Source organism: Streptomyces deccanensis (assembly GCF_022385335.1).
GTDB classification, from domain to species: Bacteria; Actinomycetota; Actinomycetes; order Streptomycetales; family Streptomycetaceae; genus Streptomyces; species Streptomyces deccanensis.
Window position 1 is genome coordinate 1,699,409 of sequence record NZ_CP092431.1, and the last position, 25,096, is coordinate 1,724,504.

General features: G+C 73.9%; 21 protein-coding genes. 7 read left to right on the forward strand and 14 right to left on the reverse strand.

What is annotated here, in order from left to right:
• Window positions 1-72 precede the first annotated feature (72 nt).
• The 3 genes from L3078_RS07570 to L3078_RS07580 all read right to left on the reverse strand — a co-directional run bounded on the left by L3078_RS07570 (window position 73) and on the right by L3078_RS07580 (window position 7,345).
• Window positions 73-2,907 carry an ABC transporter permease gene (locus L3078_RS07570; protein WP_239752266.1) on the reverse strand — a complete coding sequence of 945 codons (2,835 nt, stop codon included), beginning with the start codon at window positions 2,905-2,907 and terminating at the stop codon, window positions 73-75.
• A 101-nt stretch (window positions 2,908-3,008) separates the two neighbouring features.
• Window positions 3,009-6,266, reverse strand: coding sequence for an FtsX-like permease family protein (locus L3078_RS07575; protein ID WP_239752267.1), 3,258 nt, complete (start codon window positions 6,264-6,266; stop codon window positions 3,009-3,011).
• 146 nt (window positions 6,267-6,412) lie between these two features.
• Window positions 6,413-7,345, reverse strand: a complete 933-nt coding sequence (locus L3078_RS07580; protein WP_239752268.1) for a universal stress protein — start codon at window positions 7,343-7,345, stop codon at window positions 6,413-6,415.
• A 77-nt stretch (window positions 7,346-7,422) separates the two neighbouring features.
• Here L3078_RS07580 and L3078_RS07585 point away from each other — a divergent pair, with 77 nt between their 5' ends.
• Window positions 7,423-7,791, forward strand: coding sequence for a VOC family protein (locus L3078_RS07585; protein ID WP_239752269.1), 369 nt, complete (start codon window positions 7,423-7,425; stop codon window positions 7,789-7,791).
• Window positions 7,792-7,795: 4 nt separating this feature from the next.
• Here L3078_RS07585 and L3078_RS07590 read toward each other — a convergent pair whose 3' ends face one another.
• From L3078_RS07590 to L3078_RS07600, 3 genes are all read right to left on the reverse strand, one after another.
• On the reverse strand, window positions 7,796-9,307 hold the full coding sequence (locus tag L3078_RS07590; RefSeq protein WP_239752270.1) for a VWA domain-containing protein: 1,512 nt from the start codon (window positions 9,305-9,307) through the stop codon (window positions 7,796-7,798).
• On the reverse strand, window positions 9,304-10,242 hold the full coding sequence (locus L3078_RS07595; RefSeq protein ID WP_239752271.1) for an AAA family ATPase: 939 nt from the start codon (window positions 10,240-10,242) through the stop codon (window positions 9,304-9,306). The genes L3078_RS07590 and L3078_RS07595 overlap by 4 nt, the downstream gene beginning before the upstream one ends.
• 83 nt (window positions 10,243-10,325) lie before the next feature.
• Window positions 10,326-10,982 (reverse strand): TetR/AcrR family transcriptional regulator, encoded by a 657-nt coding sequence (locus tag L3078_RS07600; RefSeq protein WP_239752272.1) that lies wholly within the window; start codon window positions 10,980-10,982, stop codon window positions 10,326-10,328.
• 159 nt (window positions 10,983-11,141) lie between these two features.
• On the opposite strand from L3078_RS07600, the gene L3078_RS07605 reads away from it, so the two are divergent.
• Window positions 11,142-11,702 carry an NAD(P)H-dependent oxidoreductase gene (locus L3078_RS07605; RefSeq protein WP_239752273.1) on the forward strand — a complete coding sequence of 187 codons (561 nt, stop codon included), beginning with the start codon at window positions 11,142-11,144 and terminating at the stop codon, window positions 11,700-11,702.
• A gap of 118 nt (window positions 11,703-11,820) precedes the next feature.
• On the opposite strand, the gene L3078_RS07610 is transcribed toward L3078_RS07605, so the two are convergent.
• The 3 genes from L3078_RS07610 to L3078_RS07620 form a co-directional block, all read right to left on the reverse strand.
• Window positions 11,821-12,381, reverse strand: coding sequence for a YbaK/EbsC family protein (locus tag L3078_RS07610; RefSeq protein ID WP_239752274.1), 561 nt, complete (start codon window positions 12,379-12,381; stop codon window positions 11,821-11,823).
• 44 nt (window positions 12,382-12,425) lie between these two features.
• Entirely contained in the window at window positions 12,426-12,998 is a 573-nt protein-coding gene (locus tag L3078_RS07615) for a helix-turn-helix domain-containing protein (protein WP_239752275.1), read from the reverse strand.
• A 95-nt stretch (window positions 12,999-13,093) separates the two neighbouring features.
• A complete protein-coding gene (locus L3078_RS07620; RefSeq protein WP_239752276.1) occupies window positions 13,094-13,846 on the reverse strand; it encodes an acyltransferase in 753 nt (250 codons plus the stop codon).
• 130 nt (window positions 13,847-13,976) lie between these two features.
• On the opposite strand from L3078_RS07620, the gene L3078_RS07625 reads away from it, so the two are divergent.
• Window positions 13,977-14,519 (forward strand): gamma carbonic anhydrase family protein, encoded by a 543-nt coding sequence (locus tag L3078_RS07625; RefSeq protein ID WP_239752277.1) that lies wholly within the window; start codon window positions 13,977-13,979, stop codon window positions 14,517-14,519.
• Window positions 14,520-14,612: 93 nt separating this feature from the next.
• Here the strand turns inward: L3078_RS07625 and L3078_RS07630 are convergent, their stop codons facing one another.
• The 3 genes from L3078_RS07630 to L3078_RS07640 all read right to left on the reverse strand — a co-directional run bounded on the left by L3078_RS07630 (window position 14,613) and on the right by L3078_RS07640 (window position 18,290).
• Window positions 14,613-15,266, reverse strand: coding sequence for a DedA family protein (locus L3078_RS07630; protein ID WP_239752278.1), 654 nt, complete (start codon window positions 15,264-15,266; stop codon window positions 14,613-14,615).
• 129 nt (window positions 15,267-15,395) lie between these two features.
• Window positions 15,396-16,991, reverse strand: coding sequence for a carboxylesterase/lipase family protein (locus L3078_RS07635; protein ID WP_239752279.1), 1,596 nt, complete (start codon window positions 16,989-16,991; stop codon window positions 15,396-15,398).
• A gap of 861 nt (window positions 16,992-17,852) precedes the next feature.
• Window positions 17,853-18,290, reverse strand: a complete 438-nt coding sequence (locus L3078_RS07640; protein WP_239760244.1) for a DUF4442 domain-containing protein — start codon at window positions 18,288-18,290, stop codon at window positions 17,853-17,855.
• A 250-nt stretch (window positions 18,291-18,540) separates the two neighbouring features.
• On the opposite strand from L3078_RS07640, the gene L3078_RS07645 reads away from it, so the two are divergent.
• Window positions 18,541-19,599, forward strand: a complete 1,059-nt coding sequence (locus tag L3078_RS07645) for a DUF8017 domain-containing protein (RefSeq protein WP_239752280.1) — start codon at window positions 18,541-18,543, stop codon at window positions 19,597-19,599.
• 198 nt (window positions 19,600-19,797) lie between these two features.
• Window positions 19,798-21,123, forward strand: coding sequence for an MFS transporter (locus L3078_RS07650; protein ID WP_239752281.1), 1,326 nt, complete (start codon window positions 19,798-19,800; stop codon window positions 21,121-21,123).
• On the opposite strand, the gene L3078_RS07655 is transcribed toward L3078_RS07650, so the two are convergent.
• Window positions 21,085-21,930 carry a spermidine synthase gene (locus tag L3078_RS07655; protein WP_239752282.1) on the reverse strand — a complete coding sequence of 282 codons (846 nt, stop codon included), beginning with the start codon at window positions 21,928-21,930 and terminating at the stop codon, window positions 21,085-21,087. The two genes, L3078_RS07650 and L3078_RS07655, sit on opposite strands and share 39 nt — an antisense overlap.
• Window positions 21,931-22,051: 121 nt before the next feature.
• Window positions 22,052-23,221 carry an elongation factor Tu gene (gene tuf, locus L3078_RS07660; RefSeq protein WP_239752283.1) on the reverse strand — a complete coding sequence of 390 codons (1,170 nt, stop codon included), beginning with the start codon at window positions 23,219-23,221 and terminating at the stop codon, window positions 22,052-22,054.
• Between the two features lie 512 nt (window positions 23,222-23,733).
• Here tuf and L3078_RS07665 point away from each other — a divergent pair.
• Both L3078_RS07665 and L3078_RS07670 read left to right on the forward strand, forming a co-directional pair.
• Window positions 23,734-24,516 carry a TVP38/TMEM64 family protein gene (locus L3078_RS07665; RefSeq protein WP_239752284.1) on the forward strand — a complete coding sequence of 261 codons (783 nt, stop codon included), beginning with the start codon at window positions 23,734-23,736 and terminating at the stop codon, window positions 24,514-24,516.
• 76 nt (window positions 24,517-24,592) lie between these two features.
• Window positions 24,593-25,069: a winged helix-turn-helix transcriptional regulator gene (locus tag L3078_RS07670; RefSeq protein WP_239752285.1), complete on the forward strand. Its 477-nt coding sequence runs from the start codon at window positions 24,593-24,595 to the stop codon at window positions 25,067-25,069.
• Window positions 25,070-25,096 lie beyond the last annotated feature (27 nt).

Genomic DNA, 25,096 nt, shown 5'->3' on the forward strand with positions numbered 1-25,096 from the left:
TCGGAGGGGCACGGGCCGCCGGGCCACGGGCCGGTGCCGGAGGGCGCTTGTTCTCGACGTTCTGGTCACTGTCTACGAGTCACCCAGCCTCAGTTCGCGCACCGAGCCACGCCTGCCGGTCCACCAGGCCTGGCCGGCGGGCACACCGACGGCCAGGAGCAGCACGGCGAGCGCCGGGACCGCAAGCGAGAGCGGATCGGTGCGCAGCACGGCCCCCTCGACGGCGGACGGGGAGGCCAGGGCGACGGCCGTGATGTCGACGCCGGGCGACAACAGGTGGATCGCGGCCCAGCCGGTCAGCACGCCGCCGGCCGCGGCCAGGAACGCCTGGGGCAGGGCGGTGAGGATCAGCAGTCGGCGGCCCTGGGACCGGGTCATGCCCATCGTGCGCAGCCGGGCGAGCAGGGCGCCGCGCGCGGGCGCGGTGCGCAGCACGGTCAGGACGAGCGCGAGGACCGCGTACCCGGCGCCGGCGGCGACCGCGACCCCGTACAGACGTTCCGCGCCGGACTGGAGCGGTGAGTCGACGTGGCGCGTGCGTTCCTCGGTGCGCAGCCGGACGGTCGCCGATGTGTCCCGCGCCGTCGAGCGCAGCTCCCGGCCGTTCAGGGCGTCGCCGGTCAGCAGCAGGGTCGTCGCCCGTGCCGCCCCTCGGGGAAGGCCGGCCCGGTCCACGACCAGGAAGTCGTCGCCGGACACGGCCGGGGTGCGGTCCCGGACCAGGACGACGCGGACGGTGACGGAGGTGCCGTCCGGGAGCAGGACGGAGTAGGGGCCGGTGCCGTACTCCTCGGCCACGCGGGGCGAGGCCAGCGCGGGCAGGGGCCGGTCGGCGCCGCCCTTCGTGCCGCCGCCCTTCGTACCGGCGTCCGTCGTACCGGCGTCCGTCGTACCGTCGTCCGCCTGCCGGAGGCTCGCCGCGTCGAACGGACCGAGGCCCGTGCGGCGCGAGAGGTCCGCGTAGGCGTCGGGGTCCACACCGGCCAACGGCAGCAGCTGACTGCCTTGTCGTGGCTTCGCGTCGTGGGTGACGTTCGCTTCCGCCACGTCCCGTACGCCGGGCAGCCGGCGCACGCGGTCGGGCAGGGTGCGGGGGAGTTCACCCGTGGTGGTCTCGATGCGGCCGTCCGCGCCGACGTGGGCGAGGGCGGCCGCGTCGCGGGCCGCTGTGACGCCCGCCAGGACCGAGCCGCCGAACGCGGCCGTGGTCAGGGCGCTGAGCAGGGCGAGCAGGGGCAGCACGGCGAAGCCGGGGGCGCGGGCCGCCTGGGCCAGTGCCAGCGGGAGCACCAGGCCCCGCATGCGCGTGGTCGCCCTGCTCAGCGCACGCAGCGGCCAGGGGTGGAGCCGTGCCAGCAGCAGAGCCGCGACCACGCCCGTCAGCAGCGGGGCGGCGGCCACCAGAGCGGTGCTGCCGGATCCCTGTCGGCGCAGTGCGGCGACCGCCCCCACCGCGATCACCAGGACGGTCAGTTCGACCACCGTGCGGCGCCGCGAGGGCGGGGTGTCGGCGAGGTCCTCCCGCCCGTCGTGCATCCGTACCGTGCGGTGTGCGACCAGGGCGCGCAGGGGCAGCGCGACGCAGGCGAGCAGGGTGACGGTGACGGCGGCGGTCAAGGCGGGCGCGGTACGGGCACCGGGCAGGACGAGCAGTGCGGCGGTCAGTCCGAGAGCGCCGGCGGGCACGGCCACCGCCGCCGTCTCCGCCAGCAGCCGGACGGCCAGGCCGGGCAGGGAGGCGCCGCGGGCCCGCAGCAGGGCCAGCTCCGCGCGCCGCCGGTCGGCTGCCACACCGCCGGCCATGGCCAGGACGATCACGGCGAGGCTGCCGGTCCCGACGGCCGCGAGGAGCAGCAACGGGGCGATCCCCGAGCGCAGTCGGGCGTGGTCCGCGAGGACTTCGTCGAGATTGGTCTCGGCCTCCAGGCCGGCGTCCACGACGGTCCGCAGTCGCTGCACTCCCGGCCCCGACTCCAGGGCGGCCACGGCGGACGCCAGCCGGTCGAGGTCGTGGCCGCGCAGGGTGTCGATGTCCGGGGCCACGTTCCAGTACCGCTCCGGGCGGCCCGGGGTTCCCAGGAGGACCGGGCCGGCGTCGGGGGCGAGAAGCAGGCCGCCGAGCCAGTGGACCTCGTTCGGCGGGAGGTCGGGACGGCGGCTCAGCGCGGGGGTGCGCAGCACCGGCAGTGCCGACCAGTAGGCGCCCTCGGGCACGCGGGGGACGACGATCCCGGTGATCCGGACGGCGAGCGGGGCGCGTGCCGAGCCCGGTAGGTGGATCACCGAGCCCACCCGGATGTCGAGCGTGCGCGCGGTCTCCACGGTGACGGCGGCCTCGACCCGCGCGGTCGCCGCGGTCACCGGCGCGCCGGTGGTGCGCGGCAGCCGGCCCGCGCTGAGCCGGGCGTGGGAGGCCAGCTCCTGCTGGGCGGCGAGCACCAGTTGGGCGGGGCGGCCGCCGGGCTGCGGGAGCCAGGGGTCGGACGCCTCCATGGGGACGGTCGTGCGGACGCCGTACGACGACTGCGCGGGGTCGGGAAGCAGCGGCGCCTCGGCGGCGGCGAGGATCTCCGCCCGCGCCTTGTCGAGCGGACCGACGCGCAGGGCGGCCTCCGTCTCCGCGACGGAGTCCATCCAGGGCAGCGGGACCCGCGTCTGCACGGTCGTCTGGTCGGGCAGGGCCTGCTCGACCGCCCGGCGCAGGCCCGCGTCCGCGTACCGGTCGACGGCGCGGGGATACGCGGCGGCCAGTGCCGCGGTCACGGCCACCAGCAGTGCGAGGGCCACGGACGTACCGGCGAAGGCCCTCAGCCGGATCCGCAACCCGGCCCGTACGCGCGCGTGCGCCGCCTTCGTACCCGCGTTCCCAGGGGGCGACGTCTTCGTCCCGCCGTCCCGAGGGGTCATCGGCTTCGTCCTTCCGTCGCGAGGGGGCGTCGCCTTCGTCCCTCCGTCGCGAGGGGGCGTCGGCTTCGTCCCTCCGTCGCGAGGGGGCGTCGGCTCGGGGGTCACTGCGTCACCTCGTCCCGGAGAGCCGTCACGGGTCTCGCCCGGCGCAGGGCGAGGGCCAAAGTCACGAGGGCGGGGCCCGCCGCGAGGGCGGCCAGCAGGGCGGTCAGCCGCCCGAGCGGCAGCTCGACCAGCACCGGTGGGATCGGCCGGGTGGCCTCCTGGGTCAGGACGACGAGGGGAACCAGCGCGTGCGTCAGCACCGTGCCCAGGGCCGTGCCGACCAGCAGCGCCAGGGTCACCAGGACGCCGTGCTCCACGGCGACGAGCCGGGCCAGCCTGCGGCGTGGTGTCCCGAGGGCGCGCAGCACGGCGAACTCGCCGTCCCGGGTGCGCATCGCCCCCGCCGCGCTCACCGCGAAGCCGAGCGAGGCGAAGAGCACCGTCACCGCCGCCGCCGCGATCAGCGCGGCTTCAGGGCCGGCCCCGAACGGGTCGTCCCGCAGCTTCGCCGCCAGCTCGTCGCGCACCGTCACCTGCTCCGGATCGACGTCGGGCAGGGCGCGCACGGCCGCAGCGGTGGCCCCGGGCGCGGCCGTGCTCAGCCACCACTCGGTGGGCTTCAGGCTGGTTCCGTGGCGGGCCTGGAGGACCTCGTTGACGGCCCTGAGGTCGACCAGCAGGGCCCCGCCGTCCTGGTCGGTGGCTTCCGTGGTGGGCAGGGCGCTCGCGGTACGGACGATGCGTACGGGGACGGAGCGGCCGTCGAACGTCACCTCCACCCGCTGCCCCTCGCGCGCTCCGGACGCGTCGAGGAACCGGTCGGTGGCGACCGCGACGATCTCGGGCGCGGCGGGCTGGACGACGTTGAGCCGGACCTCCAGCGGCAGGGCGGGCGACAGGAGGTCGGACATCTGGTAGCCGGTGCTGTAGGTGAGGGTGACGGGTGCCGTCGAGGTGACTTCGGGGAGGGCCGGCCGGGCGTCGTCCTCGGGCGGGGCGGCGCCCAGGTCGGCCTCGATGGCGGTCGTCCACTTCGTCGGCAGGGTCAATTTCCGGACGTCGCCGTCGCCCGTGGTCGCCGTGAGGGCGCTGACGACCAGGCGGTGCCGGTGCGGACGTTCGGTCGGCTGCGTCGTGCTCAGCCGGAGCCCGGTCAGCGCCAGCGGGCCCCGGGCGCCGGCCAGATCCGGGGTCAGCCGGTGCGGGCGGCCGTCGGCGGGGAGGTGACCGGACGGCACCTCGTAGGAGGTTCCGTGCCGGTCCCGCACCGTGAGCGCGACGTCCGCCTCCGTCCCCGGCGTGCTGCTGTGCAGGGCGGCGGTCAGGGTGAGCCGGGTGGTGCGCTCGGGTATGTCGACGCCCGCGGGCGCTCCGCGTGGCGCGAGCCCGGCGAGCAGCGAACCGTCCGTCAGATCGGGCCGCGCCAGCACGGCGGCCTCCGTCGTGTTCAGGGCCACGACGGTCGCCTTGCGACCGCCGGAGAGCGGCATCGTGCCGCGGACCGCCGGGGCGACCGCGTCCACGTGCGGGAGGTCCGCGTAGACGTCCGTACGGCCCACCACGCCTCCCCCGGAGCTCTGCACGCGCACCTCGGCGCCCGCGCGGAAGTCGGCCTGGTCGGCCTGGGAACGACGCCAGGACGCGTCCTGCCCGATCGCCACCACGCCCAGCGCCACGGAGATGACCAGGAGCAGCACCGGCCCGGCCCCGCGCATGGGGCGGCGGCTGAACTGCCAGCCGACCATGGCGGCGGTCAGCCCGTGCCCGCGGGTCAGCAGTCGCTCGCCGACCCGCGCCAGCAGCGGCAGCAACCGCAGCACCAGGACAGTTCCGGCGAGCAGGACGAGAGCGGGCGCCACGACCAGCAGCGGATCGACGCCGAGGACGCCCTCGCGGTCGGCGGTGACGGCGCCGGAGTCCTGGCTGCCTAGCAGCCAGAAGGCGACACCGGCGACGGCGAGCAGCCCGACGTCGGCTCCCGCGCGCAGCGAGGCGGGCAGCGCCCTCGCCCGCGTCGGGACGGCGTCCGCGAAGGACGCCCGCCATGCCGGGACGGCCACCGCCAGCGCGCACAGGGCGGCCACGCCCGCGGCGACCGCCCACACCTCGGGTCGGCCCGCGGCCGGCAGGTCGACGCGCGCCCCGGTCCGGCCGAGCGCGCCCCGCGCGACCAGCAGCCGCGTCAACGGCCCCGCCAGCAGCGGCGCGAGCACCACGGCCGGGACGGCGATCAGCAGGGCCTCCAGCGCGGCCAGGCCCGCGAGCCGCGCGCGGGTGGCACCGCGCGCACGCAGCAACCGGGTCTCGGCCACGCGGTCGGAGTCGAGCAGGCGGGCGACGAGCAACAGGGCGCAGGCCGCGAGCAGTCCGAGCTGACCGGCGACGATCAGCAGGCCGGCACGGGAGACGAGCAGGGAGCGTTCGACGCGGTCCAGGACCTCGGGCAGGGCGGTGTCGGCCACGGTCGCGCTGCTGAGCGCGGGGCGCTCGCGCAGCTCGGCGCTCCCCGCGCGGGCCGCCTCGCGCAGCGGGCCGATCCGGTCCGTGGTCAGCGAGGAGTAGTCGGCGGAGACCAGCCAGCCCGAGGCGCCGACACTCACCCGGCCGGACGTGGGCACGCCCGAGGCGGTCAGCAGGGGGCCGTACGTCGTGAAGCTCGACGCCTTCACACCGCGGCCGCCCAGGTCGTCCAGGCGCCAGTAGGGCGCCCGGACGTCCACCGGCCGGTACACGCCGGTGATCAGCACGGGTACCGCCGGGCCGTCCAGCTGGTCGGTGACGGTCAGCCGGGTGCCGGGCGCCACCCCCAGCCGCTTGGCGGCGCTCTGCGGCAGGGCGACCTCCAGGGGCCCGGCGGTCACGGCCTCACGGGGGAGCCGCCCGGCGACGGTCCGCACCTGAGTGCGGTCCAGGGCCGCGAAGTAGGTGAGGTCCGGGTTCCCGCCCCGCGCGGAGGGCGGCCGCAGCGCCCCCGGCAGGGCGTAGGGCCCGGACCGCAGCAGGGTCCGTACCCGCACGGGCAGCCCGTCGAAGACGGTACGGGCCCCCGTCCGCACGGCCTCGTCGGCCGCCTGCCGCTCCTCGGCCGGCACGTCGGCCTTGAGCACCAGAGCGGCCTCGGCGGCGGTGCGCTGCTCCGCGAGCGACCGCCGCAACGCCGCGTCGCCCATCGCGCCCGAGTAGGCGGTGAGCGCTGCCAGCACGACTGTGGTCAGCAGCACGGTCAGCAGCACGGCGCCGAGGAGCACTCGGTACGCCCACGCCCGCAGCACGATGAACCGTAATAAGCCCGCAGGCACCGCTCTTTCCCCCACCGAACCCCCCGTTTCCAACCGCACGGACCGGACCGCGACATGACGTCGGTGGCGTGCGACTGCAAGAGGGCATTCTAGGACTGACGTTGGTCGCCTTGTGATCGATATCGACGGGTCTTAACGGCCTTGGAGCCTCACCCGGAGCCTCAATCGTGCGGAACGACCGCTACCGGTACCCCGGCGTGATGCAGCACCGCGTGGGCGACCGGGCCGATGTGCGCCCCGAGCGGCGAGCGGCGGACGCGCCGCCCGACGACGACCAGGGAGGCGTCCAGGGACGCCTCCAGCAGATGGTCGGCGGCCTTCCCGCGCCGTGACTCCTCCACCACCTCGACGGACGGGTGCTCCAGCCGCCAGGGCCGCAGCGCCTCGCTCAGCCCGGCGGCGTCCGCTCGGCCCAGGTCGGCGTCGAGATCGGCGGCCAGGCCTGGCCTCTCCCGCAGGCCGGAGCGGGGCGGCGGACTCCAGTCGTGGAGGACGCGCAGCGCGGTCCCGCGCACGGCGGCCGCCTCGAAGGCGAACCGGATCAGGGTGGGGTCCGGGTGCGCGAGGTCCACGCCCAGCACGACCGGCCGGAACAGCGTCGCCGTGATCGGGGCCCCGGCCGGACCCGGCGCGTGCTCGTCCTCCGCCCGCTCCCCCGCCCGTACGAGGACGACCGGCCGCTCGGTGTGCGCGATCACGTGCAGTCCCACGGAACCGAGCAGGAAGCCGGCGAGCCCGCTCAGCCCCCGGGAGCCGAGGACCAGCAGCGCGGCCTCCGGAGCCGCCTTCACCAGCTCCTCCGACGCCCGCCCCGTCAACTGCTCGACCCTGACGTCGACGCCGGGATGGCGCAGCCGGATCCCGTCGGCCGCCTCCCGCAGCACCTTCCCGACGCCCGGCTCCGCCACCGTCTCCGCTCCCGCGTCCGCCTCCGCCCCCAGCGCCGGGGCCCGCCCCATCGGCTCGGGGACCATCTCCCAGACGTTGAGCAGGCGCAGCGGCAGCGCGCGCAGCCGTGCCTCCCGGGCCGCCCACTCGGCGGCGGCGAGGCTCTCGCGCGAACCGTCGATGCCCACGGTGACGGTGCGAAACATGGGCGCACCTCCTGAGGTCGAGGCCTCTCTCCAGCATCGCCGCAGGGCGAGGCATCCGCAGGGGCGAGAATCGGACCATGCTGAGAATCGGATCCGTGGTACTGGGCGCGTCCGACGTGCGGCGGGCGGCCGCGTTCTGGGGGGAGGCCCTCGGGTATGTCCCCCGCGAGGAGCCGGAGGACGACTGGGTCGTCCTGGTGCATCCACAGGGTCTCGGCGCGCAGCTCTCCCTGGGCCTCAGCGAGACCCCGGTGCAGGACCGGCCGCGGGTGCACCTGGACCTCTACGCGGGGAACGCGGAGGACCAGGCGGCCGAGGTCGAGCGGCTGGTGGGGCTCGGGGCGCTGCGGGTCGATTGGGACGACTACCCGGAGGACGCCGACTTCGTCGTCCTCGCCGACCCGGAGGGCAACCGCTTCTGCGTGATCGACACCGGCCGGGGGTGAGGGCTCAGACCGGCAGCAACCGGGTCACCAGTTCCCCGAGCCGCCGCGCGTTCCGGCAGGTGTGCATGTCGACGATCTCGGCGTAGACCGGGGCGGCGGAGTCACCGATCCCCCAGGTGCTCGGCGTCTCGGGGTTCAGCCAGTGGACGCGGCGGGCCCGGGCCACGATGCGCCGCAGCGCCTCCGCGTTGGGGTCGAACCCGTTGGTGCGGGCGTCCCCGAGCACGATCACCGACGTACGGGGCCCCACGGCGTCGAGATGGCGCTCGGCGAACTCACCGAGCGCGGCCCCGTAGTCGCTGCTGCCGTGCCACCCGGTGATCGCGGCCTCGGTGGCGATCCGGCGGCCGAGTTCGGCCGGATCCGCCTGCCCGGTGGTGACGAGGCCGGTGACCTCGTCGACGCGGTTGACGAACGCGTAGACCCGCACCTTGCTGAACTGGTCCCGCATCGCCTGCACCAGGAGCATCGTGAAGTTCGCGAACCCGGCGACCGACCCGGACACGTCGCAGAGCAGCACGATCTCGGGGCGCGCCGGCCGGTGCCGTCGATAGGCGGGGCGCAATGGCACGCCCCCGGTGGACAGTGAGCGCCGGAGCGTGCGCCGGATGTCGATCTGACCGCGCGCGGCCCGGCGCCGCCTGGCGGCCAGCCGGGTCGCGAGCTTACGGGCCAACGGCTGGACGGTACGGCGCAGTTCGACGAGTTGCTCACGGCTGGCGACGAGGAAGTCGACCTGGTCGGCGCTCGGCGCGATCCCCCGCTCGGCTATCATCTCCGCGCCCCGGCGCTCGGCGACCCGCCGCCGCGCCTCCGTACGCACACGGTCGCGGAAGTCCTCGATCCGGCGCCGGATCTCGTCGGCGTCCAACCGCTCGGTGAACCCGCCCGCACCGAGCCCGGCCCCGGAGCCCCCTCCCGCTCCGGCCCCCGCCCCCGAGCCGAGGTCGAGACCCCCACCGAACCCCATACGGAAGCCACCGCCGGCCCCGCCACCGGACCCGCCGGCCCCTCCCGCCCGCGCGTCCGCCAGGATCCGTGCCAGCAGCGTCTGCGGTCGGAGGCGGTCCAGCGTCTGGTGGGCGGACCAGCCGTCCGAGCCGGGGGAGCCGTAACGGCCGAACAGTTCCACGGCCTCGGCGGCGAGCCGGGTGAGCGCGGCCGTGTCGTTCGCGGCCAGCGCCGCGGCGAGCCGCTCGCGGAACTCGTCCCGGTCCCCGGCCGACGCGCCCCGCGCCCCCGCCAACTCCCCCACACCGAGCGGGAAGTACAGCTCGAAGGCCGCGTCGAAGACGGCCCGTTGCCGGTCGGCACGGAGCAGCGCCGCCGCCAGCCCCTCCCGGATCCGCTCCCGGTCGGCGAGGCCCAGCACCTCCAGCACGGCCGCCGCGTCCACGGTCTCGCCGGGCCCGATCCGTATCCCGTGGCCGCGCAGCGCCCGTACGAACGCGGTCAGCCGGTCGGGCAGCGTGGCTGCCGGGGTCGTACCGCTCGCGCCGCGGGCCCCGGCGCTCATACCAGCGTCAGCTTCCGGGCGGCCTTCTCGATGTCGTCCTGGTGCTTGAGGATCACGCCGAGACTGTCCCGGACGACGCTCTCGTCGAGGCTGTCGGCGCCGAGGGCCAGCAGGGTGCGCGCCCAGTCGATGGTCTCGGCGACGGAGGGGGCCTTGCGCAGCTCCATCTCCCGCAGCGCGCCGACCACCCGGACCAGGGAGTCGGCGAGGGTGTCGTCCAGGCCGGGGACCCTGAGGGTGACGATCCGCCGCTCCAACTCGGCGTCGGGGAAGTCCAGATGGAGGAAGAGGCAGCGGCGGCGCAGGGCCTCGGAGAGTTCACGCGTGGCGTTCGAGGTCAGCACGGTGAAGGGGCGCCGGGTCGCGGTGATCGTGCCCAGCTCGGGGACGGTGACCTGGAAGTCGCTCAGCACTTCCAGCAGCAGCCCCTCGACCTCGACGTCGGCCTTGTCGGTCTCGTCGATGAGGAGCACGGTCGGCTCGTCGCCCCGGATCGCGGTCAGCAGGGGGCGGGTGAGCAGGAACTCGTCGCTGAAGATGTCGGAGCGGGTCTCGTCCCAGGCCTCGTCGCGCCCGGCGGTGATGCGCAGCAACTGCTTGGCGTGGTTCCACTCGTACAGGGCGCGGGACTCGTCGATGCCCTCGTAGCACTGGAGCCGGACCAGGCGGGCGGCGCCGACCTGCGCGACGGCCTTGGCCAGTTCGGTCTTGCCGACGCCTGCCGGGCCCTCCACCAGCAGCGGCTTGCCGAGCCGGTCGGCCAGGAAGACCGTGGTGGCGACGGCGGTGGAGGCCAGGTAGCCCGCCGCGGCGAGCTGTGCCGAGACGTCCTCCACGGAGGAGAAGAAGCCGGTCCCGGCGAAGTCCGTCCGCCCTTGCCCACCACCTGCGGCGCTCTCGCCGTTCCCGTCGCTCACCGCGTTCGTGTCGGTCATCGTGGCCCCTCCCGCTCCGCCCGGCGTACGAGGCCCCTCCCCGACACCCGCCCCCAAGTTACCAAGCGGTCGCTTTGACCGCCCTACGCCGCCACGACCAGCCGCGCGACGAGCTCCCCCCACCCGCGCTCCAGCCGGTCGAGGGACATCCCGCGCCGTTCCACCAGGTGGTCGACCAGGTTGATGTCGAGATAGCCCAGCAGGGTCTGCGCCAGCAGTTCGATGTCGCCCTGCGTCCCGGCGCGGCGCAGCAGCATGCACAGGTGGCCGAGGCGGAGCTGGGTGGCCGGGTTGGCGTGCCGGCGGGTGGCGTCCGCGCGGGCGGCTAGATAGAGGTCGCGATGGGCGTACTCGTGCCGCATGACGGCGGGGCCGAAGGCCCGGAGCCGGTCGACGGGGGGCGCGTCGGGACCGAGCGGCGGCGGGCCGGACAGGAACGCCGCCTGCAGCTCCCGCTCCTGATGGTCGAGGAGCGCGACCATCAGTCCGAACCGGTCGCCGAACCGCCGGAAGACGGTGCCCTTGCCCACCTCGGCGGCGGTCGCCACGGCCTCCATGGTCAGATTGGCGGCTCCGCACTCGTTCGCGAGCCGGGCGGCCACCTCCAGCAGCCGCGTGCGGTTGCGGGCCGCGTCCGCGCGCAGTCGGGGCTGGTCGGTGGCGGTGGGGGCGAGGTTCAGCAGTCCGTCGAGGGGGTCCGGATCCTGAGGCGCCGGGAAGGGCGGCAGCGACTCTTTCATGAAAAGAGCGTAACGCTCACCACACACAAGTGGACCCCGGTCCGGATAGCTGCTACAAATTTCAACGGACCCCGGTCCGTTTAGTTCTTCCGCAGGCCCCGGTCCGCCGACTTTGCCTCACGTGCCCTCTACGTGCACATCTTTGCTAGGAGTCAGCTCATGTCCGTACGCATCCTCGCGCTCGTCGGCAGCCTTCGTGCCGGTTCGCACAACCGCCAGCTCGCCGAGGCCGCCGTGAAGCACGCCCCCGAGGGCGTCGAGATCGAGCTGTACGAGGGTCTGGCCGACGTCCCGTTCTACAACGAGGACATCGACAACGAGGCCGCCCTCCCGGCCACCGCGGCGCGGCTGCGCGAGGCCGCCGGCCGGGCCGACGGCTTCCTGCTCTTCTCCCCCGAGTACAACGGCACCATCCCCGCCGTCCTGAAGAACGCCATCGACTGGCTGTCCCGCCCGTACGGCGCCGGCTCCTTCACCGGCAAGCCGGTCGCCGTGGTCGGCACCGCCTTCGGCCAGTTCGGCGGCGTGTGGGCGCAGGACGAGACCCGCAAGGCCGTCGGCATCGCCGGCGCCACGGTCCTGGAGGAGGCCAAGCTCTCCATCCCCGGCTCGGTCGTCCGCTTCGCCGAGACCCACCCGGCCGACGACGCCGAGGTCGTCACCGGCCTCACCGAGGTCCTGAACCAGCTCACCACCAAGGCGGGCACCGCCGCCGCCTGAGGCCCGTCCTCAGCCAACACCACGTCGGGTTCCGGGCCACCGCCCGGGCCCGACGTCGGCGTTCCGGCAGCGACAGCGAGGAAGCCGCTGCAAGGCAGCGGCAGCGGCACAGTGTTTTTCAGGCGGTGACGCCCAGCCCCTCCAGCACCACCGCGTTCGGCAGCTCCGCGAACGCCTTCCCCGGCACCAGCAGCTTGCCGCGCCGCCGTCCGCTGCCGACCAGGACGTACGGCAGGTCGACCACGGCCGAGTCGACCAGGACCGGCCACGCGGCGGGCAGCCCGACGGGGGTGATGCCGCCGTACTCCATCCCGGTCTCCCCGGTGGCGGTGTCCATCGACGCGAACGAGGCCTTGCGGGCGCCCAGTTGGCGGCGGACCACACCGTTGACGTCGACGCGGGTGGTGGAGAGCACGACACAGGCGGCCAGGCTCGACTCGCCGCCCCGCTTGCCCGCGACGACCACGCAGTTCGCGGACTGTTCGAGCAGGTCCTGCCCGTAGTGCTGGACGAACACGGCCGTGTCGGCCCACGCGGGGTCCGTCTCGACGTACAGGATCTGGTCGGCGGGCACCGTGCCGGGCCAGGCGCGTACGGCGTCGGCGACCGGGCGGACGAGGTCGTCCAGGCAGTCGGGGGCGGGGGTGGCGTGGTCGAAGTCTCCGATGGGCGCGCGCATGGGCCGCACGGTAACAAAGCCCGTGGACGCCCTGATCCGGTGTCTCAGTGCACCGCCGGCACCGAGACCGTGAGCACCATCTCGGTCGGCACGTCGCCGCGGTTGGCGTACTCGTGGGCCGCGCCCGCCTCGAAGGTGACGCTCGCGCCGGCCGGGACCCGGTACTCGGCGCCGTCGACGGTGAGGGTCAGCTCGCCCGCCGTGACATGGGCGATCTCGACGGTGCCCACGGGGTGCGGGTCCGACCGGCTGCCCTCGCCCGGCATCAGCCGCCAGTCCCACATCTCCAGCGGGCCGGGCGCCTCCGTGCCGGCCAGCAGCCTGCTGTAACTACCCGTCTCGGTGTGCCACAGCCGGACCACCTGCTCGGCCGGCACGACCCGGACCCTGGGCCCCTGTTCGTAGTCGAGCAGGGTGGTGATGCTGACACCGAGGGCGTCGCCGATCTTGACGACGGTGCCGAGACTGGGATTGGTGCGGGCCTGTTCGATCTGGATGAGCATCCCGCGGCTGACTCCGGCGCGCGCCGCCAGGGTGTCCAGGGTGAACCCCCGCTCGGTGCGCCAACGCCTGACGTTCCGCGCCAGGGACTGGGTCAGCAGATCGAGATCCGACACGTTCCGTCCAATATCTCGGTGACAGAGTCCAACACGACGAACGAGGTGGGGCGCACCCGACGTTCACCGAACTGTACTGCGAGGACCGCGCCCCCTCAGGGCTGCTGGGCGGACTCCCCCGCCCCCTCCGCGTCCCACTCGGCGAGCGCCAGCAGCTGTTCCGGGGTGACCCCGTCGGGGATCGGTACCGGCGCGGGCGTGCGGATCGGCGGCTGCCATCCCTCCGCCGGGTCCCACCGGCGCACGACCCGCGCGGGCGCCCCGGCCACCACCGAGTGGTCCGGTACCACCCCGCGCACCACAGCCCCCGCCGCGACCACGACGTTGCGCCCGATTCGCGCCCCCGGCAAGATCACCGCGCCCGTACCGATCCAGCAGCCGGGCCCGATCGACACCGGATCCATACGGGGCCACTGCTTGCCGATCGGCTGGTGGGGGTCGTCGTACGAGTGGTTGGTGGAGGTCACGTACACGTACGGCCCGAAGTAGCAGTCGCTGCCGATCGTGACGGTGGTGTCGGCGATGACATGGCTGCCCCGCCCGAGCACGACCCCGTCCCCGATGCGCAGGATCGGTTCCGCGCCGAGGTCCAGGTCGGGCATCAGTCCGGCGGTGAGGGTGACCTGCTCGCCGATGATGCAGTGGGAGCCCAGGTGGATCCACGGCTCGCCGAAGACGGTGCCGAGCGGAAAGGCCAGCCTGGTACCCGTTCCCATCGCGCCGAAGCGGAAGCGGCCGGGCCGCTCGGCCGTCACCGACCCCGTGCGCTGCAGCCACGCCCAGCCCGCGTGGACGGCGCGCTGCGCGAGGCGGCCCGACCAGGACGAGAACGTGTTCTTCTTCGGCACCCGCTCACCGTACTCACCGGGCGGCACCCGCATGACGTCGTACGGCTGTGATCTTCACCCCACGCGACGCGCTCCCCATGGCTTACGGTGCGGGTGAGGACTGATCTTCACCCAGCATCTGGAGGCGGCGATGAACCGGCAGCGGGCCCTGATCACGACGTTCGGCGGCAAGAAGCCGGAGGTGGAGGAGGCCGCGTTCGTGTCCCCCACGTCGACGGTGATCGGCGACGTGACCCTGCGGCCGGGGGCGAGCGTCTGGTACGGGGCGGTGCTGCGGGCCGAGTTCGAGCCGATCGTCATCGGCGCGGACGCCAACGTGCAGGACAACTGCACGCTGCACGTCGATCCCGGTTTTCCCGTCTCGATCGGCGAGCGGGTGTCGATCGGGCACAACGCGGTGGTGCACGGGGCGACCGTCGAGGACGACTGTCTGATCGGGATGGGCGCGACCGTGCTGAACGGCGCGGTGATCGGCGCGGGGTCCCTGGTCGCCGCGCAGGCCCTGGTGCCGCAGGGGATGCGGGTGCCGCCCGGGTCGCTGGTGGCGGGGGTCCCGGCGAAGGTGAAGCGACCGCTCACCGACGAGGAGCGGGAGCTGGTGACGCTGAACGGCACCCATTACTCGGAGCTGGCCAAGGCGCACCGGGAGGCGCAGGAGGAGTACGGGGCGTAGACCGTCCACCGACCCGGCGGCGCGACTGGTCACGCCCCACGCGGCGGAGCCACACAGCGACAGCGACACGGTCCCGCCCCCTCCCGTGCGTGGCTAGTCCCCGGCGGTCACCAGCTCCCCCTGGGCTTCGCCCTCCGCCTTCTCGGCCGCCTTCTTCGCCTTGCGCTTGATCACCAGCATCGAGGTGACGCCGATCAGGACCGCCAGGACCAGGCCCAGCCAGGAGAAGCGCTTGAGCCAGGCCTCGGCGACGACACCGACGTAGTAGATGACGGCGGTGGTGCCGCCGGCCCAGAGGATGCCGCCGAGGACGTTGGCGACGGCGAAGCGCCAGTAGGGCATCTGCAGGACGCCGGCGAGGGGCCCGGCGAAGATGCGGAGCAGGGCGATGAAGCGGCCGAAGAAGACGGCCCACATGCCCCACCGGTCGAAGGAGCGCTCGGCGACGGCGATGTTGCTCTCGCTGAAGTGTTTGGGGAACCGCCGGTTGAGCTTGGCCAACAGCGGGCGCCCGCCCTTGCGGCCGATGGCGTAGCCGATCGAGTCGCCGATGATCGCGCCGGCGGTGGCGCAGGCCCCGAGGACGAACGGGTCGATCTCTCCGTGCTGGGACGCGAGCAGCGCGGAGGAGACCAGGATGATCTCGCCCGGCAGCGGGATGCCCAGGCTCTCCAGGCCGATCACCAGCCCCACCAACAGGTAGATGGCGAGCGGGGGCACTGTTTCGAGCCACTCCTGGACGTGCAAAGCCGTTCCTCCCGTGCAGGCGGATCATGTGGGTCTGGCGGGTCTGGCGGATCTCGGGGCCCCGGCGCACGCTCGCGACGGAGCGCGCGCCGGGGCAGCCTACCCGCTTACTCGGACGGCGCCGGAGTCCTACGGGTTGTCCCACAGGTCGCACCGGTGCTCACCGTGCACGGCCGTGCTCAGTGCGTTGCCACCCTGTGCGGCGGTTCGCAGGGTGAGGATCTTCCCGCCTCCCGCCGGGATCACGGGCTGTCCCGCGACGCGCGGCACGCCGTCGCGGATGAAGGAGCCCCAGTAGTCGGTCATCTGCCGGGAGAGCCGGCGCTGCTCGGCGTTCAGGGGCGACTCCAGGCCGAAGTGACGGAAGAGGTACTGCACCTCGTTGACGTGCGTCGCGCCGAAGTCGAAGTCCGTGTCCAGGTCGCGCAGCGAGGCGAAGGGCGGGGAGGTGCGGTCGGCGAACTCGTACGCGTACACCGGGCCACGTCCGGCGAGGGTCCGGTTCAGCCGCAGCGCGGGGCAGGCGAAGCGCTGGTCGCCCTGGGCGGTGGCGTACGCGAGGGTCGGCGAGGGGTGGGCGGACAGAGGGTAGCGTTCCAGGGCACGGTCGCCGAAGTCGGTGCGCATGACGGCCGGATACCGCTCGGCGGTGAGTGGGGCGCCGGCCCCGTCGAAGCGGCCGAACGCGAAGAGCCGGCCCTCGTCCTGGTTGGCGCCGTTGAGGACCGGAACGCCGGCCGCCGCACCCTCGGCGAAGGCCCGGGCCGGTTGCACGGGCAGGAAGGCGCCGCCGACGACGGGGCCCCAGTTCAGGCCCGCCTGGGCGGCGAGGATCTCCTCGGCCGGTCTGTCGCGCAGGCAGGCCACGTCCGCGCAGTCCAGCCGGGCGAGGAAGGTCCGACCCTGGTCGACCGCCTCCTCGTGGGTACGGGCGGCACAGTCGCCGTACGCGCCGCTCTGCACGATCCCGGCGCGGAACAGGCCGCGCGCGGTCGGCGAGGCCAGCTGGGTGCAGACCGAGCGGCCACCGGCGGACTCACCCGCGACGGTGACCTTCCGCGGATCGCCGCCGAAGCGGGCGATGTTGGCCCGGACCCAGCGGAGGGCGGCCTGCTGGTCGAGCATCCCGAAGTTGCCGGAGACCCCGTCGCGGGCCTCGTCGTCGAGGTCGGACGTGGCGAGGAAACCCATCGCGCCGAGGCGGTAGTTGACGGTCACGACGACGGTGCCGGTGCGGCGGGCGAAGGCGTCCGGGACGACGTCCTCGCCCGCGCCCGCGGTGAGCCCGCCGCCGTGCAGCCACACCATGACCGGTCGGTGGGTGCTGCCCTGCGGGGCGTACACGTTGAGGTCCAGACAGTCCTCGGTGTGGCTCGGCTGCTCGTAGCCGGGGTCCCAACTGGCCGTCTGCACACATCGGTCGCCGAACTCGTCCGCCTCGCGCACCCCTTGCCAGGGCCGCACGGGGCGTGGCTCGGTCCAGCGGAGGTCGCCGACGGGCGGCTGGGCGTAGGGGATGCCGAGGAACTGCCGGCCGCCCTCGGTGGTGGTCTCGCCCCGGACCCAGCCCGCGTCGGTCCGGACGAGGGCCGACTGCGGGGTCGCCGCCCGCGCCGGTGCGGGGGTGAGCAGGGCGGCGGCGAGGGCGGCCACGAGGGCGGTCGCGGCCGCGCCCCACCGTCTCGTGCGAAGGGCGCCGCAACGCCGTAACACGGTTTCTGACATGAGCCGTCACTCCTTCGTGCAGGCCGTCGTGGGGAACGTCGTGCGCGCGTGTCGGCGGGGAACCTAGAGCCGTCAGTGACTCGTGTCAACAGCCCTGACAAGCCGCCGTGGCCACGCCGTTGAGGGCCGGGAGGTGGACGGGAAGGAGGAGGACGGGGCCGGTAGGCCCGCGGGCCTGGACACGGGCCCCATGCCTGGGGCCGCCGCCGTCAGACGCGGGCTCGCCGGGTCGGGATCAGGGGCGCCGAGACCAGACCACAGGCACCGAGCCCAGACGCCCGGACGCCGACATCGGGCACCCGGACGCCGCACTTGGGGACCGGAATGCCGGGGAGTGAGCGTCAGAGTGCCGAGCCAGACGTCGCGATAGCCACGCGAGAAGCGGGGCCGCCGAGGTTCGGGCACGGAGTGCCGGGCCCGGGCATCCGCGCGCCGGCGCCAGTCACCGGGCCGCCGCCCAGCCCCCGGGCGCAAAGGCCAGAGGACGAGACGCCGGCCTCAGTCCTCCCGGCGCGACCGCCAGACGGCGAGACACCACCCCAGCCCTCACGCCGCGCGGACACCAGACAGCGAGACACCACCCCAGCCCCCTCCCCGCACCAACGCCGGACGGCGAGACACCACCCCAACCCCCTCCCCACGCGGACGCCAGACGGCGAGACACCACCCCAGCCCCCACGCCGCGCGGACACCAGACGGCGAGACACCACCCCAGCCCCCTCCCCGCACGGACACCAGACGGCGAGACACCACCCCAGCCCCCTCCCCGCACGGACACCAGACGGCGAGACACCACCCCAGCCCCCTCCCCACGCGGGCGCCAGACGGCGAGACACCGGCCCAGCCCTCCCGGCGGGGACGTCAGGCGTTGGGGCGGAGGGTCCAGACCACCGTCATCTCGCCCGTCACGGCGCCGTCGGCGCGGTGGATGGTGATGGTGACGGGGAATTCCGGGCGCTGTCCGGCGTCGAGTTCGGCGACGACCTCGGCCGCCGGGCGGCCCAGCGTCGCGGTCGCCGTGACGGCCCCCATCGCGAGCTTCCGGTACGCGATCTCCGCGCGGACCGCGAGCGGCACGGCACGCGAGAGCTGGTCCCCGAACGCGGCGAGCACCACCGCCCCGCTCGCCGTCTCCCCCACAGTGAACATCGCACCGGCGTGCGGCCCGCCGACGTGGTTGTGGAACTCGCCGTCGTCCGGCAGCACCACGACGGCCTTCTCCGGAGTGGTCTCCAGGAACTCCAGCTTCAGGGTCCTGGCCATCGGCACCGTGGCGGCGAGCATCTCGCCGATCGACATCTGGTCTGCGCTCATGCCGCGATGTTACCCACGAGTAGACAGCCATGACCAGGGCCGCCCGCAGCCCGACGACGTTCGCGCCCGAGAACCCGACGCCTCCGCGAGGAGCCGACCGCCTCCCGGCGCCCCGCAGGACGTCGGGTCAAAAGTCGTCGGGCCGGGGCGTTTTGAAGCCGTTCGTCCCGACTGCAAAGCGGCTTCGTGGACTCCCGTGGCACCCCGCCCCCCGCCGCATCTATGGTTACGAGCCATGTGGCCAGGACAGCAGCAGCCGCCCGGGGGCGAGCACCAACCGCAGCAGCCGAACCCGTACCAGCAGCCGGGGTACGACCAGTCCGGACAGCCGGTACAGCCGGGATACCAACAGCAGGGGTACCAGCAGCCGAACCCCTACCAGCAGCCCGGATACCAGTCGACGGGCCAGCAGGCCCAGTACGGGCAGCAACCGCAGTGGGGCGCGCAGGCCCCCGCGGGCCCGCCGGTGCCGCCGGGCGGAGGCGGCGGCAACCGGACGAAGCTGATCGCGATCATCGCGGCCACGGCCGTCGTCGTGGCGGCCGGTGTGACGGGCTTCCTGGTGCTCGGCGGTGACGGCGACAAGGACAAGTCGAAGACCCAGTCGGCGCCCTCGGCCTCGTCGTCGCCGACCGCGTCCGAGAGCACCGAGGACAACCCGCGCGGCGAGGACGCCGGCGCGAAGCCGACCGTCGAGGGCTGGAAGGTCGTCGTCAACCCCAAGTGGGGTACGGCCTTCGACGTGCCCGCCGACTGGGACGTGCAGTCGCCCGACACCTTCACGGGCTTCGAGGACTCCGAGAAGGGCGACGGCTCGGTCCTCATCGGGATGTCGGCACCCGCCGTCCTCAAGGAGAAGTACTGCACCTCGGACGACGACAAGGACGGCCACAAGGAGTCGAGTTCCCTCGCCGCCGCGGGTACCAAGGGCCAGCAGGGAGCCAAGAGCACCGACGAAATCGCCCGCAACGACTCGGCGTGGTGGGTCTTCGGCGGTTACACCGACCAGAAGCCCGCCTCCAAGAAGAAGATGACCGTCGGCAAGCCCGAGGCGTACACCACGGCGTCGGGTGTCGAGGGCAGTGTCGCCACCACGTACTCGAAGGGCGCCGCCCAGAAGGGCAAGTGCGACACCGACGGCAAGGCGACCACGTTCGCCTTCAAGAACTCGGCCGGTGACTACGTCTCCTGGACCTTCCACGGCGACAAGGACGTGAAGGAAGAGGTCCCGGACGCCACGGTGCAGAAGATCCTCAGCACGGTTCGGCTGTACGGCGAACCCACAGGCGGCTGACCAGACACTCGCCCACCCCACGGACCGGTGCCGGGGTCGGCGCCGAGAGCTCGACTCTCGGCGCCGACTCCCGGGTTCGACCGCCCGACGCCCCCAAGGGGTCGGCTCCCCAGGGTGGCCGCCCCACCTGGCCCGATCCCGCCCCACCCTGTGCCGAAACGGTTTGGCAGAAGGTGCCGGGGCGGCGATAGTCGGCGGGTGACCACTCCCGCCGCCCCCCGTCGCCGCCCCGCCTGGGCCGGCCGCAACTACACCCTGCTGACGACGGCCGCGGTCGTCACCAACCTGGGCAGCAACGGCGCCCTGATCGCGGCCGCGTTCGCGGTCCTGGACGCCGGCGGGGACGGCGGTGACGTCGGCCTGGTCGCGGCGGCGCGCACCCTGCCGCTCGTGCTGTTCCTGCTGGTCGGCGGCGCGATCGCCGACCGGCTCCCCCGGCACCGGGTCATGGTCGCGGCGAACGGCCTCAACTGCCTCTCCCAGGCCGCCTTCGCCGTCCTCGTCCTCACCGGCGAGGCGCGGCTGTGGCAGATGATGCTGCTCTCCGCGCTCGGCGGCGTCGGCCAGGCCTTCTTCGGTCCGGCCGCCGAGGGCATGCTCCTGTCGTCCGTCACCGCGGAACAGGCGGGCCGGGCCTTCGCGCTGTTCCGCTTCGCGTCGCAGGGCGCGACCATGAGCGGCGCGGCACTCGGCGGCGCCCTGATCGCGGTGATCGGCCCGGGCTGGGTGCTCGCGGTGGACGCGGCGGCGTTCGCCCTGGCCGGCGCCCTGCGCGCCTTCCTCGACGTGAGCCACATACCCGAGCGCGGGGCGGGCGGCGGGCTGCTCGCGGATCTCCGGGACGGCTGGCGGGAGTTCACCGGCCGGACCTGGCTGTGGGCGATCGTGGTCCAGTTCTCCCTGGTGAACGCGGTCATCGTCGCCGCCGACGCGGTCTACGGCCCGCAGGTCGCCCGGGACAGCCTGGGCGGGCCGGGGCCCTGGGGCCTGGCCCTCGCCTTCTTCGGGGCCGGCAACGCCGCCGGAGCGCTGCTCATGGCCCGCTGGAAACCACGCCGTCTCCTCCTCGTGGGCGTCCTCTGCGTCTTCCCCTTCGCCCTGCCGTCCGCCGCGCTGGCCGTGCCGGTGCCGATCGCGGCGCTGTGTCTGGCCATGTTCGTCAGCGGTCTGTCGATCGAGGTCTTCGGGGTCTCCTGGATGACCGCGCTGCACCAGGAGATCCCCGAGGACAAGCTGTCCCGGGTCTCCGCGTACGACTGGTTCGGTTCGGTGGCCATGGTGCCGCTCGCCGCCGCGCTGGCGGGCCCGGCGGAGAGCGCCTTCGGACGTACGGCGGCCCTGTGGGGCTGTGCCGGGCTGTGCGTGGCCGCGACGGCGGCAGTGCTGTGCGTGCGGGACGTACGCAACCTGACCCGGCGCGGTACGCCGCCGGCCAAGGTCGAGCCCGGCCCCGAGACGGGCCCCGAGACCGGCGACGAGTCCGGTTCAGCCGATGCCGAAGGCCCCGTCGGGCGGCTCGGGTGACGGTACGGCGTCCTCCTCGCGCACGGGCGCGGCACCGCCGATGAACGCGCGCAGCGCCGGACCGTGCTCGACCCGCGCGGGGAAGGCGTCGGCGGCGGTCCGCCGGGCCAGGACGGCGTTGTCGAGCGGCTGGTGGGCGGCGACCAGCACGGCGTTGCCGAACCGCCTGCCGCGCAGCACCGCCGGCTCGGCGATCAGCGTCAGCTCCTCGAACACCGTTGCCAATGTGGCCAGTTGGGACCGCAGATAGGCGAAGGGCGCGGCGTCGGCGAGGTTCGCGAGATAGACACCGTCCGCGCGCAGCACCCGGGCGACGGCCCGCGCGTACCCCACAGTCGACAGATGCGCGGGGACCCGTGAGCCGCCGAACACATCGCCCACGAGGACGTCGGCGGAGTCGGCGGGGGCCGCTTCGAGCCATTCCCGCGCGTCCGCCCCGTGCAGCGCGATCCCCGCGTCGCCGGGCGGCGGCAACTGCTCGACGACCAGGTCGAGCAGGCCCCGGTCGTACTCGACGACCCGCTGCCGGGACCCGGGCCGGGTGGCGGCCACGTACCGGGGCAGGGTGAGCGCGCCACCGCCGAGATGCACCACGTCGAGCGGCATCCCCGGCTCGGCCACGGTGTCCAGCACGTGCCCGAGCCGCCGCGCGTACTCGAACTCCAGGTGGGTGGGCTCGTCCAGATCGACGTACGACTGCGGGGCCCCGTCCACGGTCAACAGCCAGGCCCGCTCCCGGTCGACGTCGGGCATGAGCTTGGCGGTGCCCCGGTCGATGGCCCGGGACACGGGTATGGCTTCGTTCACGGTCCCCATTCTGGTGCAGGGCACGCCCGGCGGGGGGCGCGGGGAACGCCCGGCAGGGGCGCGGGGGACCGCGCGACCAGCTGAGTGCCGGCCTGCGGTCCCCCGCCCACGGCGCGACCGTCTACTGAACGGCCGTCACGGTCCCCGCTCCGACGGTCCGACCGCCCTCACGGATCGCGAACCCGAGCCCCGGCTCCAGCGGAACCTCCCGGCCCAGCTCCACGCTCATCGTGACGCGGTCCCCGGGCCGGGCGACGGCGACCTCACCGAGGTCGATGTCCCCCACCACGTCCGCGGTGCGGATGTAGAACTGGGGCCGGTACCCGCTGGACACCGGGGTCGTACGGCCCCCCTCGCGCGCCGACAGCACGTACACCTGCGCGGTGAAGTGCCGCCGGGGCTCGACGCTGCCGGGCGCGGCGACGACGTGCCCGCGTCGGACGGCGTCGCGTCCCACCCCGCGCAGCAGCAGCGCCACGTTGTCCCCGGCCTGCGCCTCCTCCATGGGCTTGCCGAAGGTCTCGACGCCGGTGACGACGCTCTCGATCCCGGCACCGAGCACCTCGACGCGGTCGCCCACACGGATCGTGCCGCGCTCGACGGCCCCGGTGACGACGGTCCCCCGACCCGTGATCGTCAGCACGTTCTCCACGGACAACAGGAACGGCGCGTCCAGGTACCGCTCCGGCATCGGGACGTAGGTGTCCACGGCGTCCAGCAGCGCGTCGATCGACGCCGTCCACCGCGGGTCCCCTTCGAGCGCCTTGAGTCCGGAGACCCGGACCACGGGTACGGAGTCACCGCCGTACCCGTGCGCGGTGAGCAGGTCGCGGACCTCCAGCTCGACGAGGTCGGTGAGCTCCTCGTCGCCCGCGTCGGCCTTGTTGAGGGCGACGACGATGTGGTCGACGCCCACCTGCCGGGCGAGCAGCACGTGCTCGGCGGTCTGCGGCATGATCCCGTCGAGCGCGGAGACGACGAGGATCGCCCCGTCGAGCTGCGCGGCGCCGGTGACCATGTTCTTGACGTAGTCGGCGTGGCCGGGCATGTCGACGTGCGCGTAGTGCCGGGTGTCGGTCTCGTACTCGACGTGCGCGATGTTGATGGTGATGCCGCGCGCCGCCTCCTCCGGGGCGCGGTCGATACGGTCGAACGGGACGAAGGTGCCGGCCCCGCGCTCGGCGAGGACCTTGGTGATGGCGGCGGTCAGGGTGGTCTTGCCGTGGTCGACGTGACCCATCGTGCCGATGTTGAGATGCGGTTTCGTACGGACGTAAGCAGTCTTGGACATGGCGGTACCTCGAAGCCTCTTCAGCGGTACTGAGTGATGGCCCCGGCGGCACGGAACGGCGGCCGGGACGGGGACCCCGAGGTCTTGCCGACCCTCCCCCTGCGGGGTCCGCCGGAATGTCCGGGAAGGGTCAGCTTCGGGCGCCGTCCGCGGCGGCCACGACGATCAGAAGGGCAGCCTTCGGGGCATCCGCGCCTGTGGCGGATGCGGCGAGAGCGAAGGCGTACCGGAACATGACGCCGATCATCGTCGACAAGTCGGCCCGCGTCGAATGGTTTTCGGTGCGCGGGAGTTCCGGGAGAAAGCGGAAGAGAGATGCTTCACAGGACGGCGTACGGGGTGAACGGTGCGCGGGTCGGGCCCGTGGTCCGGAAGGCGCAGGCCGCGAGGTGCGCGGTGCCCGGCGGAGGTCCGGGCGCGCGGTGCCCGGCGAGCCTGTTGTTCCGCTTCCTGTGACGCCCGTGAGACGTTCCGTACGGCATACACGCACACGGGTCGGTTACCGTCGTCGAATGCTCGATGCCACCACCCGCTCTGGGGGCACCGCCACGGTCCTTCCCCGGACCGCCGCCACGGAGCTCGCCGTCGCCACTCCCGTCACGGTCCCGGCCCTGCCGCCGGGGCGCGCCGCCCGCTGGGGCAGAGTGCTGCTCTCGCCGTGGGCGCGGTTCTCGCTGCTCGTCGCGCTGCTCCTGGCCGCCGTCTCCACGGTGCTGCTGTTCGAGCCGCAGCGGCTGCTGGCCGACGGCTGGCCGCCCCAACTGGGCGGTGCCGCGGCGGCGGTGGTGTTCGCGGTGGCGTACGGGCTCTGCACGGTCGCCTTCGTCCCCCGTCCGATCCTCAACATCGCGGCGGGCGCCCTCTTCGGTTCCCAGCTCGGTCTGGCGTCGGCGCTCGCGGGCACGGTCCTCGGCGCCGGCCTGGCCTTCGGTCTGGGGCGGGTCCTCGGTCAGGACGCCCTGCGCCCGCTGCTGCGCCATCGCTGGCTGAAGTCGGCGGACGGCCAGCTCAGCCGCCACGGCTTCCGCTCGATGCTGGCGGCCCGCCTCTTCCCCGGGGTGCCCTTCTGGGCGGCCAACTACTGCGCCTCGGTCTCCCGGATGGGCTACCTGCCCTTCCTCCTGGCGACCGCCCTCGGCTCCATCCCGAACACCGCCGCGTACGCCGTGGCCGGCGCCCGTGCCTCGTCCCCGACGTCCCCGGCCTTCCTGATCGCCATGGCCTGCATCGCGGTCCCGGCCCTGATCGGCGCGACCCTGGCCTGGCGCAAACGCCACCACCTGCGCGCCCGCTGAGGTCGGGCGGAAACTCCGAGCACAGGAGATGGAGCGGGGAGAGTTGGAAAAACCAACCCTCCCCTAGACTGGGCACATGCCCGCCTCCGGAGATCCACGCCCCTGTTCCATCGCCGACACCCTGGCGATCGTCGGCGAGAAGTACTCCCTGCTGGTCCTGCGCGAGGTCTGTCTCGGCAACGGCCGCTTCGACCAGCTGGTCCGCAACATTGGGGCGCCGCGCGACGTGCTGGCGACCCGCCTCAGGCGCCTGGTGGACGCGGGCGTCCTGCACAAGCACGCCTACCACGAGCGCCCGCAGCGCTTCGAGTACCGGCCCACCCGGGCGGGGCTCGAACTTGAGCCGGTCCTGATGACCCTCATGGCCTGGGGCGACCGCCACCTCCACACGGACGACGACCGCCCCATGGTGATCGAGCACTCCTGCGGCGAGCCTCTGCTCCCGAAGGTCACCTGCGGGGCCTGCGCCACCGAGATCCATCACGAGGACCTCAAGGCCCACCCGCAGACCCCGGGCTGGTCGGTGAAGGGCCCGACAACCCCCGCCCCGTAGGGGCACGGGGCACTGCGCGAGCAACCA